This window comes from Streptomyces virginiae (assembly GCF_000720455.1).
GTDB lineage: Bacteria > Actinomycetota > Actinomycetes > Streptomycetales > Streptomycetaceae > Streptomyces > Streptomyces virginiae.
The window spans coordinates 45807-64126 of record NZ_JOAK01000003.1; the positions used below are offsets into that span (position 1 = coordinate 45807).

The following is an 18320-nucleotide window of genomic DNA, read 5'->3' on the forward strand; positions in this document are numbered from 1 at the left end:
GCCATGGGTACCTGGATCTCCACCTGGACGGCGGACCTCGCCGACCCGGCCCTGCCCGTACTGCTGTGCCTGCCCCCCGCCGGGGCCGGCTGCCAGCAGTTCCGCGCCTGGCAGCCCGCGCTGGAGGGCACCGCGCAGGTGTACGGCGTACAGCTGCCGGGCCGGGAGAACCGCTGGCGGGAGCCCATGCCCGACACCTTCGACGAGGCCGTCGAGGCCATCGCGACCGAACTGGTGTCCACCGTCGGGAACCGGCCGCTGATCGTCTTCGGGCACAGCTTCGGCGGGCTCCTCGGCTACGAGGTCTCCCGCCGGGTCACCCCGCGCGCCCTGGTGGTCAGCGGCTGCCGGGCGCCCGGCCACTGGACCGGAGCCGGCCGCGGCATCGTCGACGACGGAGAGGAACTGGACAAGCTCTTCGACACGGCCGACCTCGACCCGCGACTGCTCGACGAGGACACCCGGGCCCTGATGGTCGGGATGCTCCGCAAGGACGCCCAGCTGTCCCTGAGCTACGTCCACAAGCCGGGCACCCGCCTCTCCGTACCCGTGCACGCCTGGGGCGCCGACGGCGACGAGACCGTCAGCGCCGCCGACCTGGACGGCTGGGCGGCGGTCACCACCGCCGGTTTCACCCGGCACACCACCACCGGCGGACACCACGCCGTACTGCGCCGCCCCCAGCCCGTACTGGACCACCTGAGCGCCCTGCTGCGGGGCGAGGGAGCGTCCCTCACCCCGACCGCCTGACAGCCCGCCCGCACCCATCGGCCCGAGCCCGGAGGACACCGTGCCCACCACCCACCAGGTCCTCGTGAACCACGAGGGGCAGTACGCGCTGTACCCCGCCACGCGCGAGACGCCCGACGGCTGGACGCCGGCCGGCTTCGACGGCACCGAGGACGAATGCGCCGCCTTCGTCGACGCCCACTGGCCCGACATCCGCCCGCTCAGCCTGCGAGGAGCCTGAGATGGAGATCGACCTGCTCGACCCGGGCCCCTTCAGCCGCAACGACTTCTGGCCGACGTTCACCTGGCTGCGCGCCAACTCGCCCGTCCACTGGCACCCCGAGCCCGGCAGCGAGGACGGCGGCTTCTGGGCGCTGAGCCGGCACCGCGACATCATGAAGGTCTACGCCGACAGCGACACCTTCACCTCCGGCCGCGGGATGCGGCTGGGCAGCGACCCCGCCGCCGTCGCCGCGGTCGCCCAGCGCATGCTCATCGTCTCCGACGTCCCGCACCACACGCGCCTCAAGCGGGCCCTCGGACAGGCCTTCGGCCCGCAGCAGATGCCGCGCCTGGAAGCCCTCGTCGAGCAGGTCGTCGCCGACCTGGTCACCGAGGCCGCCGAACGCGACGAACTGGACTTCATCGACCTCGCCAAACAGCTGCCCAACCGGGTGGTCTGCGCGATCCTGGGCATCCCGCGCGCCGACTGGGCCTGGATCGGCGCCCTGACCACCGACGCCTTCGACTCCCCGGACGAAGCGGTGCGCAGCAGCGCCCACTCCGAGATCTTCCTCTACTTCATCGAGCTGCTCGCCGAACGCCGGGCCCGCCCCGGCGAGGACCTGGTCAGCCAGATCGCCCACGACACCCTCGTGGACGAGGGCGACGGCAGCGAACGGCCGCTCAGCGACCACGAGATCGTCTTCAACCTCAACGGCGTCCTGTCCGGGGCCAACGAGACCACCCGCTACTCGGCGGCCGGCGCCGTCCACATGTTCGCCGAGCACCCCGACCAGTGGCGGCTGCTGCGCGGCCTCGGACCCGACGGCATCGCCCCGGCCGTCGAGGAGGTCCTGCGCTGGACCACGCCCGGCGTGCACGCCCTGCGCACCGCCGCCCGCGACACCGAGATCAACGGGATCCCCGTCGCCGCGGGCGCCCGCGTCACGCTGTGGAACGTCTCGGCCAACCGGGACGAGGACGTCTTCGCCGACCCGCACTCCTTCCGGGTCGACCGCCGCCCCAACCGGCACGTCGCCTTCGGCCACGGCCGCCACCTCTGCCTCGGCGCCCGCCTCGCCCGCTTCGAACTCGGGGCCCTGCTCACCGAGATGCTCGCCGTGCTGGACGGGTTCGAACTGACCGGTCCCGCCACCTTCAACTCGTCCAACTTCACCTGGGGGATCAACAGCCTCCCCGTGCGGCTGCTGCGCAGCCGAGCCTTCGCGAAGTAAGAAAGGGCCCGTACTGTGACCACCGCACTCGTCGACTTCAACCGTTCGGACGCCGCGTTCCCCGCGACCGGATACCCGGAACTCCTCGCCGGACAGGCCGCCCGCACCCCCACGGCCACCGCCCTCGCGCACGGCGACCGCTCCTGGACCTACGCCGAACTCCAGGCCGCCACCAACCGCCTGGCGCACGCCCTGATCGCCCGCGGCGCCGGTCCCGGGACCAGGGTCGGGCTCTGCTACCCGCGCAGCGCCGAATACGTCCTCGGCTCCCTGGCCATCCTCAAGACCGGCGCCGCGATCGTCGCCCTCGACCCGGTCAACCCCGACGACCGGCTCGCCGCGATGATCGCCGACGCGGCGCCGCTGCTCGTGCTCACCCCGGCCGAACTCGCCCGCCGGATACCGGAGGACGTCCCGCGGGCCGAGGTCGCCACCGCCGGGCAGGGCATGCCGGACACCGCGCCCGCGTCCGTCACCGGCCCCGACACCGTCAGCCACCTCATCTACACCTCCGGCTCCACCGGCACCCCCAAGGCCGTGCTGGAACGGCACGGCGCGCTCACCAACCTCGTCCACTGGACCGCCCGCGCCTACGGGGTCCGCCCAGGCGACCGCGCCTCCTGGATGTCCACCCCCGGCTTCGCCGTCCAGATCATGGAGTGGCTCGCCTACCTGCCGGCCGGCGCCGCGATCCACATCCCCGAGGCGGGCCAGGCACAGACCCCCGAGCAGATCCGCGACTGGCTGGTCCGCGAGGGCATCACCCACACCATGCTGGTGGCCGCGCTGGCCGAGCCCGCGTGGGGCCTGGACTGGCCCGCGGACACGGCACTGCGGATCCTGGTGACCACGGCCGAGCGCGTCCACAGCTGGCCGCCCGTCGACACCCCCTTCCGCGTGGTGATGACCTACGGCACCACCGAGACCACCAACGTCCTGTCCTGCCTCGACCTCGGCGCCGGCACCGACTTCACCAGCCAGGCCACCTCCGAGGAGGTCCGCGCCACCCGCCAGGTGCCCGTCGGCGTGCCCATCGCCAACCTCCGCGTCCACCTCCTGGACGAGGACGGCCGCCCGGTCCCCGAGGGCGAGGTCGGCCGGCTGCACGTCTCCGGGGCCGGGGTCGCCGCCGGCTACCACGGCCGCCCCGAACTCACCGCCGCCAAGTTCCACCCCAACTTCGTCGAGGGCGACCCGCACCCGGTGCTCTACGACACCGGCGACCTCGCCCGCCGCCGCGAGGACGGCGCCGTCGAACTCCTCGGCCGCTCCGACTCCCAGGTCAAGATCCGCGGCTTCCGCGTCGAACTCGGCGAGGTCGAGACGCACCTCGCACGCCTCGACGGCATCGCCGAGGCCGTCGTCGTCACCCAGGAACGCGGCCCGGGCGACAAGCGGCTCATCGCCTACGTCTCCCCGGCCGGCGAGAGCGAACCCGACTCGGCCACCGTGCGCGCGGAAGTCGCCCGTACCCTGCCCTACTACATGGTCCCCGCCTCCGTCGTCGTGCTGCCCTCCCTCCCGCGGCTGCCCAACGGCAAGGTCGACCGGCGCAGCCTGCCCGAACCCCCCGAGGGCCGCGACGGCGTCGGCGCCGGCTACGAGGCGCCGCGCAACGAGGTCGAGGACGGCCTGAGCCGCCTGTGGGCCGAGGCGTTCCGCACCGACGGCGTCGGCATCCACGACAACTTCTTCGAGCTGGGCGGACATTCGCTGCTGGCCTTCCAGCTCATCGACGAGATCCGCCGCCGCTACGGCGTCGAGCTGAGCCTCTCCGACCTCTCCACCTGCCCCACCGTCGCCGAGCTGGCCACGCTGGTCACCACCGAACGCGCCGGCGGCCGCGGCTCCTTCGGCGGCCTCCCGGCGATCGTCCCCGACCCGGCCGCCCGCTTCGAGCCGTTCCCGCTGACCGAGAGCCAGCAGGCGCTGTGGATCGGCCGCGGCGGGCTCGTCGAACTCGGCAACGTCGGCTGCCACGGCTACTTCGAGTGGGAGAGCGAGAAGCTCGACGTACCCCGCTTCGAGGAAGCCTGGCGCCGGCTCGTCGAACGCCACGACGCGCTGCGCACCCGGGTCCTGCCCGACGGCACCCAGCAGGTCTTCGAGGAGATCCCCGCGTACGAGATCCCCGTCACCGACTTCGGCGGCCTCGACGAGGAGACCCGCACGGCCGAACTGGCCGCCCTGCGCGAGCGGCTGTCCCACCAGGTCCTCGACGCCGACGCCTGGCCGCTGTTCGACGTGCGGATCAGCCTGCTCGGCGGCGGCCGGGCCCGGATCCACCTCTCGCTGGACTTCCTCGTCGCCGACGCCTGGAGCTACTTCCAGGTCCTCATCCCCGACCTCGTCACCTACTACGTCGAACCGGACGCCGAACTCGCCCCGCTGGAGCTGACCTTCCGCGACTACGTGCTCGCCGTCGGCAACTCGCTGCGCGACAGCGAGATCTACCGGCGCTCCGAGTGGTACTGGCGAGACCGCCTCGCCACCCTCCCGCCCGCCCCCGAACTGCCCGCGCGCCCGGCCGACGCCCCCGAGCTGCCGGTCCGCTTCGAGCGGCGCAGCCACGTCGTCTCCCCGGAGCTGTGGACCCGGATCCAGGAGCGGGCGCACGCCCGCGAGGTGACCCCCTCCGGAGTGCTGGCCGCCGCCTACGCCGAGATCCTCGGGAAGGCCTCCGGCCAGGCCCGGTTCACCATCAACTTCCCGCTCTTCAACCGGCTCCCGCTGCACCCGCAGGTCAACGCGCTGCTCGCCGACACCACCACCACGCTGCTGCTCGCCGTCGAACAGCAGGACTCCACCTTCGCCGGGCGCGCGCAGGGCGTCCAGCGCCGCCTCTGGGCCGACCTGGAACACCGCTACTTCAGCGGGGTGCAGGTCCTGCGCGAGCTCACCAAGCTGCGCGGCTCCCTGGCCCCGGCCATGCCCGTGGTCATGACCAGCCTGGCCGGCCACCCGCCGCAGTACGAGGAGACCGAACTGGGCGCCCCGGTCTACGGTATCTCCCAGACCCCCCAGGTCTCCCTGGACTTCCAGGTCTTCGAGAAGCCCGAAGGGCTCACCTTCAACTGGGACTTCCTGCCCGCCGTCTACCCCGACGGGCTCATCGACTCCATGTTCGAGGAGTTCACCGCCCTGCTGGAGGCCCTCGGCGAGGACGAGGTCTGGGAGCGGTACTCCCCGCCGCCCGGCGAGGAGAACGTGGACGCCGGAACGGCGCAGGAGCGCGACACCGGCGACGCCTGGGAGCGCTACTGGGCCGGAATCCAGCGCACCGGCCGCGGCGGCGACGTCATCTGGGACGCCGACAGCGGCGAGGAGTTCCAGTGGCTCCTCGACCAGGCGCAGCGCCACTTCCGCCCCGACCTGCCGCTCATCGACCTCGGCTGCGGCAACGGCCGCTACAGCCGGGAACTCGCCCCGCACTACCCGTCGGTCGTCGGCGTCGACGTCTCCGTCAGCGCCATCGACCACGCCAGGCGCGAGGCCGAGGGCGTGGCGAACGTCGACTACCTGGCGATCGACATGACCGACGCCGAACAGGCCGCGGTCCTGGGGGAGGGGCCCTACAACATCTTCGTCCGCGGTGTCTTCCACGTCCTGGACACCGAGGCCCGGGCCCGGCTCGCCGCGGTCGCCGACCGCCTGCTGGGCGACGAGGGAACGCTGATCGTGCACGAGCCCGACTACTCCAGCAACTCCTTCGGCTACCTGGGCTTCGTGGGCGGCAAGCGCGGCCGCGCCGAGGACCTGGTCGGCCCGCTGGAGGCGGCCGGCGTCCGGCACTCGCACCGCTTCACCCGGCCCGAACTGGCCGAGGCGTTCGGCGCGGACGGCTGGGAGATCGTCGAGGACGAGGCGATTGAACTGCACGCCATCGACCCCCAGTCGGACTCCGACGCCCTGCGGCTGCCCGGCTACTACGCGGTGCTGCGCCGCAGGCGCTGATGGCCGGTCTCGCACTGGCCGGGCCGACCGGAGCGGTGCTGGCGGCGGCCGGTGACGTACGGGAGCTGCTGACCCGTACCGAACTGGACCGCGCCGGCGCCCTCCGGTCGGCCGGCGACCGGGACGACTTCCTGGCCGCGCACGCACTGGTCCGGCTCTGCGCCGGGCGGCTCCTGGGCCGCCCGGCGCAGGGCCTCAGCGTCGTTCAGAGCTGCGGTTCGTGCGACCGGCCGCACGGCAGGCCGCGGCTGGCCGAGGCGCCCGGAACCGGCGTCAGCCTCGCGCACACCCGGGGATGGGTCGCGGCCGCCGCGGCCGACGGCCCGGTCGGCGTGGACGTGGAGGCCGTCGGCGACGGGGACGTGGACTGGCGGACGGCCTCGGCCGTCTGCACGGAGAAGGAACTGGCCGCCCTGCGGGCGGACACCCACCCGCGGCGCGCCTTCCTGCGCCAGTGGGTACGAAAGGAGTCCCTGGTCAAGGTCGGGGCGGGCACGCTCGACGAGCCGGCCCGCCTCGACGTTCCCGTGTACGGGCAGGAGCCGCCGCGCTGGCACGGCTGGCGGCTGCTGGACTGGGGCGGCGCGGAGGCCGTCGGATGTGTGGCGGCCCGCGAGGAGATGCGGCTGCGGCTGCTCGGCTGAAAGACTGGACACGTGGAACGACGTACGACCGAACGGCTGCTCAGGGCGCGCGCACAGGCGATCGGGGGCGAGGTCCGGGAGGACTCCGTCGCCGCGGTCCTGGGCCGGGTGCTGGCCGTCCAGGCCCAGGACCTGACCGCGGCGGAGCTCGGGCTGCGGGTACGGGCCCGCGGACTGACGCGGGAAGCCGTGCGCCGGGCCACCGACACCGAACGCACCGCCGTCCGGGGCTGGTTCATGCGCGGGACCCTCCAGCTGGTGCCCGCCGCCGACGCCCGCTGGCTGCTGGCCCTCTTCGGCCCGGTCCACCTCGCGCTCGCCGCCCGGCGCCTGCGCGAACTCGGCCTGGACGAGGCGCTCTGCACGCGCTCGGAGCGGCTCATCGCCGACGCGATCGCCGCCGAGGGCCCGCTGACCCGCGCCCAGCTCACCGACCGGCTCACCACCCTCGGGGTCGAGCCGAAGGGGCAGTCCGCCTTCCACCTCATCCGCCGTGCGGCCCTGGCGGGCGTGATCTGCCACGGACCGCAGCGGGGCGGCGACGCCACCTTCGTCCTCCTCGACGACTGGCTGCCCGCCACCGGACCCCTGCCGTACACGGGGGAGGCGGCCGTACGGGAGCTGGCACGCCGCTACCGCACGGCCCACGGACCCTCCGACGCCCTGGACTTCGTCCACTGGGCGGGACTGAAGACCACGACGGGCCGGAACGCCTGGGCCGCCGTGCGCGACACCGGCCCCGAAGCCCCGCCCACCCCCGGCGAACCCGACGTACGGCTGCTGCCGGCCTACGACAACTACCTCGTCGGCTACCGCAGCCGGGACCTGTCGGTACCCGCCGAGCACGAACGCCGGGTGTGGCCCGGCGGCGGGCAGATCCGGGCCACCGTGGTCGTCGACGGCCTGGCCGTCGGCACCTGGTCGGGCGGCCGCCGCGGGACTCCGGTCACGGTCGAACCCTTTCCCGGAACCGAGCCGCCGAGCCCCGCCGTGGCCGCCGGAATCGCCCGCGAGAGCGCCGACATCGCACGCTTCTCCAGCTGACCTCATCGCATGTCTACAAGCGTTCTACAGTCCCGGAATTCATAACCGGGGTGCAACCCGGGGTCCATAGCGTCAGTGCCGTCCGACAATTCCGTACCCAATCAGAAAAGGGCGTCGACATGGCACTCGGTCGGCATTCCGATTTCAATCGCCTGTGGTTCGGGCAGACCGTCAGCAACTTCGGCGACAAGATCTCCCTTCTGGCACTACCGACCCTCGCGGTCGTGGTGCTGGACGGCGGAGCCTTGGAGGTCGGCGTGCTCGGCGCGCTGCGCTTCCTCCCCTTCCTGCTGCTCGCCCCGATCGCCGGGCTGGTGGCCGACCGGGTTTCGAGGCGCACCGTCATGATCGTCGCCGACCTGGGCCGCTTCCTGGCCCTGGCGACGATTCCGCTGGCATTCGCGCTCGACTCCGTCAGCATGACCCACCTCTTCATCGTGGCCGGCGTCACCGGCTGCCTCACGACCTTCTTCGAGGTCTCGTACCAGTCCTGGCTGCCCCAGCTCATCGGCACCGAGAACCTCATCGAGGGCAACACCAAACTCCAGATCAGCCGCAGCGTCGCCGAGGCGGTCGGCGCGGGCGCCGGCGGCGCGCTCATCCAGCTGCTCGGCGCCGCGCGCGCCATCACCGCCGACGCGTTCACCTTCCTCATCTCGCTCATCGCCCTGCTGGTCATCCGCCACCGGGACGTGCGCGAGCGGACCGAGGAGCGGAAGGCCTCCGCGAAGGCGGAGATGAAGGAGGGCATGCGGACGCTCTTCGGCAACCCGGTCCTGCGCGGCCTGTTCACCGCCAACGTCGTGGTCAACCTCGGCGCGGCGATGGGCGACGCCATCCTGATCGTCTACGCCTACAAGGTCCTGGACCTCAGCCCCGGCCAGGTCGGCGCGGCCTTCGCCGTCATGTCGGTCTTCGTCATCGTCGGCGCGGTGCTCTCCGAGGTCGTCTCCAAGAGCCTCTCGGTGGGCCGCCTCCTGGTCATCACCGCGGTCGTGCTCGGCGCCGGCTACATCCTGGTCCCGACGGGCGGCGCGATCGGCGGCTTCGTCGGACTGATCGTGGTCCAGGCCATCATCGGTTTCGTCTCCCCGATGTTCGACATCCACGTCCTCAGCCTCGTGCAGGGTGTCACCCCGAACGAGCAGATGGGCCGTGTCAGCGGCACCGCGCTCTCCGCGGTGTACGGCGCCCTGTCCCTCGGCTACTTCGCCGGCGGCGCCCTCGGCGAGGCGATCGGTCTCACCGGCGGCCTCGCGGTGGCCGGAACCGTCACCATCATCGGCGGCCTGACCCTGCTCAGCGGGCCCGTCGCCAAGATCAAGGAGATGCCCGGCGGAGACGACGCCGCCGAGGAGGGATCTCCGGCCGCGGACGAGACCAGGATCACCGCCTGACGGTCCTGCCCCACGGGAGCGGGTGGCCGCCGAGCGGCACCCGCTCCCGACACCCGCACCCACCCATGCACGCGCACGCCCGCACCCCGCACACGCGCACCCCGCACCCGCACGCCCGCGTCGCGCTCCCGCGGCGCGCCCTGCCGTACTCCCTCTCCCGAAGACGCACGGAGGCTCAAGGTGAGCGAGTCCCTCGCCGAACGCATAGCCGCACTGCCGAAGTCCCGCAGGGCACTGTTCCAGGCCCTGACGGGCCGCACCGGCGGGCGCGCCGCCGTACGGGAGGACCCCGAGCCGGCACCCCGTGACCCCGCGGACCCGCCGGTGCTCTCCTTCGCGCAGCGCCGGCTCTGGTTCATCGACCAGCTCCAGCCCGGCAGCCCCGCCTACAACGTGCCGGTGGCCACCCGCATCCGCGGCCCGCTCGACGTCCCCGCCCTGCACGCGGCGCTCCAGGACATCGTGGACCGCCACGAGGTGCTGCGCACCGTCTACACCTACCGGGAGGGCGCCTCCGAGGCCCTGCCCCGTGTGGTGGACGGCTTCCGGCTGCCCCTGCCGCTGACCGAACTGCCCGGCGAGGAGGCCGTCCGGCCGTTCTACGACGCGGACGCGGGCGCCCCCTTCGACCTGGCCGGCGCCGTCCCGCTGCGGGCCCGGCTCGGCCGCCTCGGAGCCGAGGACCACGTCCTCGTCCTCAACCTCCACCACATCGTCACCGACGGCTGGTCGATGCGGATCCTCTACACCGAACTGGAGCGCGCCTACGCCGCCCGCACCGGCGCCCCCGCCGAGGCGAACGCCCCGCTCGCCCTCCAGTACGCCGACTTCGCCACCTGGCAGCGGCGCCGCGTCAGCGGGGACCGGCTGGAGGGCCTGACCTCCTTCTGGCGGGAGGAACTGGGCGGCGCCGCACCCGTGGACCTGCCCACCGACCGGCCCCGGCCCCCCGTCTTCGGGCACGAGGGAGCCTCCCGCTACATCGACCTCCCGCCCCGTCTCATCGCCCGGCTCAGGGAGTTCGGCAAGTCCGAGGGCGCCACCCTCTACATGACGATGCTGGCCGGCTTCGCCGCCACCCTGCGCCGCTGGACCGGCCAGGAGGACATCGTCGTCGGCACCTCCGTCTCCGGCCGCGACCACCCGGCCTTCAGCGAACTCATCGGCTTCTTCGTCAACACCCTGCCGCTGCGCATCAGAACCGGCGGCGACCCCGGTTTCGCCGAGCTGGTCCGCGCCACCCGCCACACCACCCTGCAGGCGTACGCGCACCAGGAACTGCCCTTCGACCTCATCGTCGACACCCTCGGGCTGCCCCGCGACCCGAGCCGGCCGCCACTGACCTCCGTGATGTTCCTCCTCGACGAGACCCCGGACACCGCCCCCGGCCTCGCGGGCCTCGCCACCGAGCCCATCGACTTCTCCTCGCACGCCACCAAGTACGACCTCATGATCAGCGTCCACGACACCGGTACCGCGGTCCGCGCCCTCGTGGAGTACCCCACCGCCCTGTTCGACGCCTCGACCGTGGACCGGCTGCTCGGCCACTTCCTCACCACCCTCGAAGGCGCCGTCGACCGCCCCGACGCCCCGCTGTCCGCCCTGCCGCTGCTCACCGACGCCGAACGGCACGCCGCCCTGGACGACTGGAACGCCACCCGCGCCCCCTTCCCCCAGGACGCCTGCCTGCACCACCTCTTCGAGCAGCACGCCGACCGCCGGCCCGACGCGCCCGCCGTGGTCCTCGGCGGACTCGGCGGCTGGAGCGTCACCTACCGGGAGCTGGAGGAGCGCGCCAACCGTCTCGCGCACCGGCTCGCCGGGGCCGGGGCGGGCCCCGGCCGGACCGTGGCCCTGTGCCTGCGCCGCGGCCCCGGCCTGGTCACCGCGATCCTCGCCGTCCTGAAGTCCGGCGGGGCCTACGTACCCCTCGACCCGGACTACCCCGCAGAGCGCCTCGCCCTGCTGCTGGAGGACGCCGCGCCGCCCATCGTCGTCTCCGACGCGGAGCTCATCGGCCGGCTGACCGTCCCCGACGGCACCGCACGGGTGCTCCTGGACGCCGACCGGGCCGCCCTCGCCGAACTCCCCGCGACCCGGCCCGACGTCCCCGTCACCGCCCGGGACCTCGCCTACGTCATCTTCACCTCGGGCTCCACCGGCACCCCCAAGGGGATCGCCCTGGAGCACCGCGGCGTGGTCAACAACCTCCTCGACCTCAACCGCTCGTACGGCATCGGCCCCGGCGACTCGGTGCTCGCGCTGTCCTCGCCCAGCTTCGACATGAGCGTCTACGAAACCCTCGGCATCCTGGCGGCGGGCGGCACGCTCGTCCTGCCCGACCCGGCCGCCGCCAAGGACCCGGCCCACTGGGCCGACCTCGTCGACCGGCACGCGGTCACCGTCTGGAACTCCGCCCCCGCCCTCCTCGGCCTCCTCGTCGACCAGCTCGAACACGCCGGCGGCCCCCGACTGCCGAAGCTGCGCACCGCGTTCCTCGGCGGTGACTGGATCCCCGTCACCCAGCCCGACCGGATCCGCGCCTTCGCGCCCGAGCTGTCCTTCGTGGCACTCGGCGGGGCGACCGAGGCGTCCATCCATTCGGTGGAGTACCGGGTGGGCCGCGTCGATCCGCAGTGGACGAAGCTCCCGTACGGCCGCCCCATGGCCAACCAGCGCACCTACGTACTCGACCCGCACGACCGCCTGGTCCCCGTCGGCGTGCCCGGCGAACTCCACCTCGGCGGAGTCGGACTGGCCCGCGGCTACCTGAACCGGCCCGAGCTCACCGAGGAGAAGTTCGTCCACGTCGAGCTGGAACCCGGCCGCACCGAACGCCTCTACCGCACCGGCGACCTGGCCCGCTACGGCACGGACGGCACCATCGAACTCCTCGGCCGCACCGACTTCCGGATCAAGCTCAACGGGCTCCGCATCGAGCCCGGCGAGGTGGAGAGCGCGCTGCGCGACCGCCCCGGCGTCCGTGAAGCCGTCGTCGCCGCCCGCCGTACCGCCGCCGGATCGGACCGCCTCGTCGGCTACGTCGTCCCCGAGGACGGCGCCGACCTCGACACCGCCGCCCTGCGCACCGCACTCGGCGCGGTCCTGCCCCCGCACTGCGTCCCCGCCGAACTGGTGCTGCTGGAGCGGCTGCCGCTCAGCCCCAACGGCAAGGTGGACCGCGGCGCCCTGCCCGACCCGCGCCCCGCCGTCCCCGTCGCGGACCGGCCCGCGGCCGCACCGGCGGACGGCGACCCCGTCGCCCTGCGGATCGCCGCCGTCTGGGCCGAGGTGCTCGGCGTGGCCGAGGTGGCGCCCGACGACGACTTCTTCGCCCTGGGCGGGGACTCCTTCGCCGCCGTGCGCGCCGTACGGGCCGTCGCCGCCGCCCTGCCCGACGGCGGGGCCGCCGCCCTGCGCGTGGTCGACCTCTTCAGCAACCCGACTCCGGCCGGCCTCGCGGCCCGCACCGCCGAACTCGGCGCCGCCGGCACGGGGGCGCACCGCCTGCTGCACCGGCTCACCCCCGAACGCCCGCCCGGTACCACCTCCCTGACCCTGGTCTGCTTCCCCCACGGCGGCGGCGACGCCATCGCCTACCAGCCGCTCGCGGCCCAGCTCCCGCCGCACATCGAGCTGCTGGCCGTCTCCCCGCCCGGACACGACCCGCTGCGCCCCGGCCCGATGCTGCCGGTCCCCGACTTCGCGGAACTCGCCGCCCGGGAGATCGCCCGAACCGTACGGGGCCCGTACGCGGTCTACGGCCACTGCGCCGGAGTCGTCACCGCGCTGGAGACCACCCACGTCCTCGAACGGCTCGGACAGCGCCCGGTCGCCCTGGACCTCGCCGCGGCCCTCCCCGAGGAGGACCCGGAGTACGCCCTGGAGATGGAACGCGTCTCCGGCGACGACGACCTCGTCGCCTACCTGACCACCATGGACGGCTTCGACGGCGTCCTCGACGACCGCGACCTCACCGCCGTCCTGCGGATGGTGCGGCACGACATGACCGAGGCCGCCCGCTTCTTCGCCCGCACCCCGGCCGGCTACGACCGGCCCCTGGCCACCCCGCTCACCTGCATCATCGGCGACGCCGACGACGCCACCGACGGCTACGAGGACGGCTACCGCGCCTGGAGCCGCTACGCGGCCGACGTGAGGCTCGCCGTGATCCCCGGTGGCCGCCACTACTTCGCCAAGCACCTCCCCGACCGGCTCGCCGCCCTGCTCGCCGACCTGCACCGCAACGGAGGAAACCATGTCTGATCTCGCCGAACGGCTCGGCCGCCTGCCCCAGGGACAGCGCTCCCGGCTGCTGGGCAGGATGCGCAACCAGATGACGGCCGGCGTGGGCCGCCGCGTCGAACTCAAGCGCGCCGACCACGGACCGCGCTCCCGCTCCTCCTTCCAGCAGGAGCAGATGTGGTTCGTCGACAAGCTCGGCGCCGGCAAGGCCCGCAACAACATAGCCCTCTCCATAACCCTCGGCGGTCCGCTCGACCGGGCCGCCCTGCACGAGGCGCTCAACGCCGTCGTCGCCCGCCACCAGGTGCTCCACAGCAAACTCGTCGAGATCGACGGAGTCCCCTGGCAGGAACCGGTCCCCTCCTTCGTCCTCGGCATCCAGAGCACCGACCTGTCGGGCAGCGAGGACGCCGACCGCGAACTCGCCGAGCTGACGGCCGGCTGCGCAGCAGCCCCCTTCGACCTGGCCGCCGCCCCGCCCGTCCGTGCCCACCTGGTGCGCCTCGCCGCGGACCGGCACGTCCTGCTCTGGGTCGTCCACCACATCGCCTGGGATCCGGGCTCGACCCGCATCTTCACCGAGGAGCTGACCACCAGCTACGCCGCGGCCGCCGCGGGCAAGCGCCCCGAAGCCCCCAGACTCGCCGTCGAGTACGCGGACTTCGCGGCCTGGCAGCGGGCCAAGCTGGAGAACGACGAGCACGGCCGGGCGCTCTCCGCCAAATGGCGCCAGATCCTCGCCGGCGCCGTCGCCACCGAGGTCATGCCCGACCACCCGCGCGGTCCCGAGACCAAGGGCGACGGCCGCGGCCTGAAACTGACCCTCGACCAGAAGCTGCTGGACCGGCTCACCGAGCTCGCCGACGCGGGCAGCACCACCGTCTTCACCACCCTGCTGGCCGCCTTCAACGCGCTGCTGCGGCACTGGACCCGCACCGAGGACGTCGTCGTCGGCACCGCGAGCGCCTCCCGCCCGCACCCCGACCTGGAACAGGTCATCGGCTGCTTCGTCCAGATGATCACCCTGCGGACCGAGGTCACCGACGGGCTCACCTTCCGCGAGCTCGTCACCCGCACCGCGGCCTCCGTGATGGACTCCTTCACCAGCAGCGAACTGCCCTTCGAGCAGGTCGTCGAGGCCGTCCGCCCGGTCCGCGACCCGCTGCGCCACCCGCTCTTCCAGATCGAGTTCACCTCGCTCGGACGCTGGGGCACCCACCGGGCGCAGGCCGCGGACGTCGAGTTCGCCATGGACCAACTGCACGACGGGGCAGCCAAGTTCGACATGAGCTTCCTCGTCGGCGAGAACGACGGCCTGGAACTCTCCCTCGAATACAACACCTCCCTCTACCGGCACGGCACGGCCAGTGCCCTCCTCGCCGCCTTCCGGCAGGTCCTGGAGCAGGTCGCCGACAACCCCGACCTGCGGGTCGGCGACATCAGCCTGGTCGAGGAGCCGGCCGCCTCCCGGCACGCCCGCGAGCTGTCCCGCGGCGGCCCCGTCGACGAGGCCGCCTGGACCACCACCCTGGACCGCGCCTTCCGCGAGCGGGCCACCATCCACCCCGACGCCGTCGCCGTCCGGCACGGCGCCACGCGGCTGGACTACGCGGCCCTCGACCGCTGGTCCGAGGCCATCGCCCACCGGCTGCGCGACCGGGGCGTCGGACACGGAGACCCCGTCGCCGTGTGCGTGGCCCGCGGCCCGGCCGCCGTCGCCGGCGTCCTCGGCGTCCTCAAGGCGGGCGCCCACTACATCCCGGTCGACCCGGCGGCCCCGGCCGAGCGGACCCGTACGGTCCTGGCCGACGCCAAGGTCCGCCACGCCCTCGTCGACGAGAGCGCACAACTGCCCGTACCCCTGGAACTCGTCAACACCGGGACCGCGGCCCCCGTCCGGGAGGTCCCCTCCCTCGCCCTCAGCTCCACCCCCGCCGACCTGGCCTACGTGCTCTACACCTCCGGCAGCAGCGGAACCCCCAAGGGCGTCATGATCGAGCACCGCTCGGTCACGCACTTCTCCCGCACCATCGCCAAGGCCTACGAGATCAAGGCCGAGGACCGGGTGCTGCAGTTCGCCCCCCTCACCTTCGACGTCTCCGTCTTCGAGATCTTCACCACCCTGCTGGCCGGCGGCTCGCTCGTCATCGCCACCGACGACGAACGCCGCGACCCGGCCCTGCTCCAGGCACGGATGCGCGAGGACGCGGTCACCGTCGCCGAACTCCCGCCCGCCCTCCTGCCGCTCCTCGACCAGGCGGCCCTGCCCGACCTGCGCCTGGTCTCGGTGGGCGGCGAGGCCTTCCCCGGCCGGCTCGTCGCCGAATGGACCGCGGGGGAGCGGAGGTTCGTCAACGGCTACGGGCCCACCGAGGCGACCGTCGCCGTCACGCTGATGGACTGCACCGGCAGCTACGACCGCAACCCGCCGATCGGCCGCCCCATGCCCGGCCACCAGGCGTTCGTCCTCGACGAGCGGCTGCGCCCGGTGCCGCCCGGCGTCCCCGGCGAACTGTGCGTGGCCGGCCCCGGCGTGGCCCGCGGCTACCTGGGCCGCCCCGACCTGACCGCCGAACGCTTCGCGGACAACCCCTACGCCGACGGCCCCGAGACCGCCCGCCTCTACCGCACCGGCGACCTGGTGCGCTGGCTGCCCGGCGGCAACCTGGACTTCCTCGGCCGCACCGACCGCCAGCTCAAGGTCCGCGGCCACCGCATCGAGCCCGGCGAGGTCGAGGCCGTCCTGACCGGGCACCCCTCCGTGCAGCAGGCCGTCGTGGTGGCCCAGCCCGCCGCGGGCGGCGAGCGCATGCTGGCCGCCTACGTCACCGTCGAGCAGGTCGGCTCCTACGCCTCGGAGGTCGCCGACGCCGAGGGCCTGCGCGCCTACACGGCCGTCCGGCTCCCCGGCTACATGGTCCCGGTGGTCGTCGTCCTGGACGAGCTGCCGCTGACCCCCCACGGCAAGGTCGACACCGCCGCCCTGCCCCTGCCCACGGAGCACTCGGCGCAGGGCGGGACCCCGCCGCGCGACGCCGTCGAGGAGCAGATCTGCCGCGACATCCTCACCCCCCTCCTGGAATGGCAGAACCCGGACGTCGAAGGCGACTTCTTCGCCCTGGGCGGCAGCTCCCTCCAGGCCACCATCGTCGTCTCCCGGGTCCGCGCCCTCTTCGGCATCGACATCGCCCTCGCCGACTTCTTCGGCCGCCCGACCGTCTCGGGCCTCGCCGAACTCGTCCGCGCCGCGAAGGCCGAGGCCGCCGGCGAACAGGACCGGCTGCTCGCGGTCTTCGAGCAGATCGAGAACATGAGCGACGAAGAGGCCGCCGCCCTCCTCGGCTCCCTCCAGCAGCCGGAGGGACCCTGATGGCCGGACCGGCCGGGCTGGAGGGAGCGCTCGCCGCGCTCCCCGAGGGCAAGCGCGAGCTCGCCCGCCTGATGCTGGCCGCCCGCCGGCCCGTACCCGCACACCCGGCCCCGCGCTCCGGCGCGGGGCCGGTCCCGCCCACCGCCCTCCAGACCCGGCTGTGGCGCCGCGAGCGCACCCACCCGGCCGTCGCCACCGGCTCCCACGCGCTGCGGCTGACCGGCCCCCTCGACCCACGACGGCTGGAGGAGGCCCTCACCGGGGTGCTGCGCCGCCACGAGGCGCTGCGCACCCGGCTGGTCCGCTCCACCGCCGACCAGCCGCGGCTGCACGTGGACGGGGAACCGGTCCTGCGGCTCACCCGGGCCGACCTGTCGGGCTTCACCCCGCAGGCCGCCGCCGAGCGGACCGCCCTGCAGCTCACCGAGAGCGCCTCCACCGTCCTGGACCTGGAGAGCGGCCGCACCAGCGCCTTCCGGCTGCTGCGGACCGCGCCCGACGAGCACGTGCTGATCCTCGCCTCCCACCTCGCGGTCTTCGACGGCTGGTCCTCGGGGGTCTTCCTCGCGGACCTCGCCGCCGGCTACCGCGAGGGCCCGGAGGACCTCACCCCGCCCGAACTCCAGTTCCCCGACTACGCCGACTGGCAGCACCGCTGGCTCGCCGGACCGGACGGCACCGCCGAACTCACCCGCCGCCGGGCGGTGTTCGCGGCCGACCCGCCCGCGCCCCGGGCCCCCGGCGGCTTCGAGCGCGGACACCTGCCCGTACGGCTGGCCCGCGGCCCCGTCGACGCCGGGCTGGAGCTGGGCGCGGCCGAAGGGGCCACTCCGTTCATGACCCTGCTCGCCGCGCTCGGCGTCGTACTGGCCCGCAGGGACGGCCGTACCTCCGTCGTGATCGGCACCCCGGCCGCCGGCCGGTTCGCCGCACCGCTCGAAGGCGCCGTCGGGCAGTACACCACCGTCGTGCCGATCCGGCTCGACCTCGCGGGCGGGCCCTCCTTCCGCGAGCTCCTGCACCGCACCCGCACCGCCGTGGCCGAGGCCCTGGCCCACCAGCGCCTGCCCGTCGACGTGCTGTTCGGTGACGGCACGCCCCCGCCCTACAACGTCCTGTTCGCCCTCCACAACTACCCGGCCGTACCGCTGGACCTGCCGGGCATCGAGGTCGGCCAGCTGCCCGGACCGCCCGCACGCCACCTGGAGCTCTACAGCCCCGACCCGGCCGCCGCCCTCGCCTGCGTGGGCCTGGTGGAGCGGGACGGCGAGATCGGCGGCACCGCCGAGTACAACCGGCACGCGGCCACGCCCGAGGACGTGCGGGGCCTGCTCACCGGGATCGAGGAGGTACTGGACCGGGCCGTCGCCGCCCCCGCCTCCCCGGTCACCACCACCCGGCACTGAGCGGGGGGCCGGGGCCACCGCGCCCCGGCCCCCCCGCCCTGCGATCCCCACCCGGACCCACCCAGACCCGCCTA

At 73.8% G+C, this 18320-nt stretch carries 10 protein-coding genes; all 10 read left to right on the forward strand.

Features of this window, described 5'->3' with window-relative positions:
• Positions 1 to 3 precede the first annotated feature (3 nt).
• Entirely contained in the window at positions 4 to 750 is a 747-nt protein-coding gene (locus IG86_RS0105520) for a thioesterase II family protein (protein ID WP_051784978.1), read from the forward strand.
• A 16-nt stretch (positions 751 to 766) separates the two neighbouring features.
• The gene (locus IG86_RS0105525) at positions 767 to 970 is read left to right on the forward strand and encodes an MbtH family protein (RefSeq protein ID WP_076043097.1); all 204 of its coding nucleotides are present in this window, start codon (positions 767 to 769) and stop codon (positions 968 to 970) included.
• 1 nt (position 971) lies between these two features.
• Positions 972 to 2186 (forward strand): cytochrome P450, encoded by a 1215-nt coding sequence (locus IG86_RS0105530; protein WP_030895095.1) that lies wholly within the window; start codon positions 972 to 974, stop codon positions 2184 to 2186.
• Between the two features lie 15 nt (positions 2187 to 2201).
• Entirely contained in the window at positions 2202 to 6140 is a 3939-nt protein-coding gene (locus tag IG86_RS0105535; RefSeq protein ID WP_030895099.1) for a non-ribosomal peptide synthetase, read from the forward strand.
• A complete protein-coding gene (locus IG86_RS0105540) occupies positions 6140 to 6784 on the forward strand; it encodes a 4'-phosphopantetheinyl transferase family protein (protein ID WP_051784979.1) in 645 nt (214 codons plus the stop codon). Before IG86_RS0105535 ends, IG86_RS0105540 begins: the two co-directional genes overlap by 1 nt.
• 12 nt (positions 6785 to 6796) lie before the next feature.
• The gene (locus IG86_RS0105545; protein WP_030818703.1) at positions 6797 to 7828 is read left to right on the forward strand and encodes a winged helix DNA-binding domain-containing protein; all 1032 of its coding nucleotides are present in this window, start codon (positions 6797 to 6799) and stop codon (positions 7826 to 7828) included.
• A gap of 119 nt (positions 7829 to 7947) precedes the next feature.
• Entirely contained in the window at positions 7948 to 9225 is a 1278-nt protein-coding gene (locus IG86_RS0105550) for an MFS transporter (RefSeq protein WP_030818702.1), read from the forward strand.
• Positions 9226 to 9405: 180 nt separating this feature from the next.
• The gene (locus tag IG86_RS0105555; protein ID WP_051784980.1) at positions 9406 to 13491 is read left to right on the forward strand and encodes a non-ribosomal peptide synthetase; all 4086 of its coding nucleotides are present in this window, start codon (positions 9406 to 9408) and stop codon (positions 13489 to 13491) included.
• The gene (locus IG86_RS0105560; protein ID WP_051784981.1) at positions 13484 to 16840 is read left to right on the forward strand and encodes a non-ribosomal peptide synthetase; all 3357 of its coding nucleotides are present in this window, start codon (positions 13484 to 13486) and stop codon (positions 16838 to 16840) included. The genes IG86_RS0105555 and IG86_RS0105560 overlap by 8 nt, the downstream gene beginning before the upstream one ends.
• On the forward strand, positions 16840 to 18246 hold the full coding sequence (locus IG86_RS0105565) for a condensation domain-containing protein (protein WP_030895108.1): 1407 nt from the start codon (positions 16840 to 16842) through the stop codon (positions 18244 to 18246). The genes IG86_RS0105560 and IG86_RS0105565 overlap by 1 nt, the downstream gene beginning before the upstream one ends.
• Positions 18247 to 18320 lie beyond the last annotated feature (74 nt).